The following is a 1,874-nucleotide window of genomic DNA, read 5'->3' on the forward strand; positions in this document are numbered from 1 at the left end:
CCCCCGGCGCCCCCGGCGCCCCCGGCGGGCGGATGACCGCCCCATGACCTCCCACCGGAGCCTGCGACGGCCCGGCAGCAGCACCGAATGACAGGACACCTGTGAGTCACCCCCACCCCGAGCTGACGACGCCCCCCGCCCTCCCCGACAACGGCCTGCGGGTCGTCGCGCTCGGCGGGCTCGGCGAGGTCGGACGCAACATGGCCGTGCTCGAGACGAAGGGCAAGCTCCTCGTCATCGACTGCGGTGTGCTCTTCCCCGAGGACCACCACCCGGGTGTCGACCTCATCCTCCCGGACTTCAGCTACATCGCCGACCGGCTCGACGACATCGTGGCCATCGTCCTCACGCACGGCCACGAGGACCACATCGGCGCGGTGCCCTACCTGCTCAAGCTCAAGGGCGACATCCCCATCATCGGCTCCACGCTGACCCTCGCCCTCGTCGAGGCCAAGCTCAAGGAGCACCGCATCCGGCCGTACTCCATGGCGGTCAGGGAGGGCCAGCGCGAGAAGCTCGGCGTCTTCGACCTCGAGTTCGTCGCCGTCAACCACTCGATCCCGGACGCGCTCGCCGTCTTCGTGCGCACCGAGGCCGGCACGCTCCTGCACACCGGCGACTTCAAGATGGACCAGCTCCCGCTCGACGGCCGCCTGACCGACCTGCGCGCCTTCGCCCGGCTCGGGGAGGAGGGCGTCGACCTCTTCCTCACCGACTCGACGAACGCCGACGTCCCCGGCTTCACGACGCCCGAGCTCGAGATCGCGCCCGCCATCGACAAGGTCTTCCGCCACGCCGAGCGCCGGATCATCGTCGCCTGCTTCAGCAGCCACGTGCACCGCGTCCAGCAGGTGCTCGACGCGGCCGAGAAGGCCGGCCGCAAGGTGGCCATGGTCGGACGCTCGATGGTGCGCAACATGGGCATCGCCGCCGAACTCGGCTACCTCCGGGTGCCCGACGGCATCCTCATCGACATCAAGAAGATCGACAGCCTGCGCGACGACGAGCTCGTCCTCATCTGCACCGGCTCCCAGGGCGAGCCGATGGCGGCCCTGTCGCGGATGGCCAACCGCGAGCACCGCATCGACGTCGGCCCCGGCGACACCGTGCTGCTGGCGAGCAGCCTCATCCCGGGCAACGAGAACGCCGTCTACCGCATCATCAACGGCCTGATGCGCCTCGGCGCCAACGTCGTGCACAAGGGCAACGCCAAAGTGCACGTCTCCGGCCACGCCAGCGCCGGCGAGCTGCTCTACTGCTACAACATCGTCAAGCCGGGCAACGTCCTGCCCGTCCACGGCGAGTGGCGGCACATGTATGCCAACGCCCAGCTCGCGATCGCCTCCGGCGTCCCGGAGGACAACGTCGTGCTCGCCGAGGACGGCGTCGTCGTCGACCTCGTCGACGGGCAGGCGTCGGTGGTCGGCGTCGTCGAGTGCGGCTACGTCTACGTCGACGGCAGCAGCGTGGGCGGCGCCGACGAGGCGCTGCTCAAGGACCGCCGGATCCTGCGCGACGAGGGCTTCATCACCTGTGTCGTCGTGCTCGACGCGGCCACCGGCAAGATCGCCAGCGGACCGGAGATCACGGCCCGCGGGTTCGTCGAGGACGAGGCGATCTTCCAGCAGGTCATCCCCAAGGTCGAGCGGGCCATCGAGGAGGCCGTCGCCAAGGGTGTCCGTGACGACCAGCAGCTCCAGCAGGTCATCCGCCGCGCGGTCGGCTCGTGGGTCGGTGGCAAGATCCGCCGCCGCCCGATGATCATCCCGGTCGTGCTGCAGGCCTGAGGTGACGGTGCAGGAGGTCGACGGGGGGGCCGCACGCGCCGACGCGCGCCGCGCGGACGGCGGCCCGCATGACGGCCCACCGCGCCC

Annotated in this window: 1 protein-coding gene; it reads left to right on the plus strand. The window is 70.5% G+C overall.

Annotated elements, in window-relative coordinates; all coding sequences use genetic code 11:
• The first annotated feature begins 101 nt into the window (after nt 1-101).
• A complete protein-coding gene (locus AC1DP0_RS21470) occupies nt 102-1,787 on the plus strand; it encodes a ribonuclease J (RefSeq protein WP_478088538.1) in 1,686 nt (561 codons plus the stop codon).
• Nucleotides 1,788-1,874 lie beyond the last annotated feature (87 nt).

This window comes from Terrabacter sp. P5_B1 (assembly GCF_056400505.1).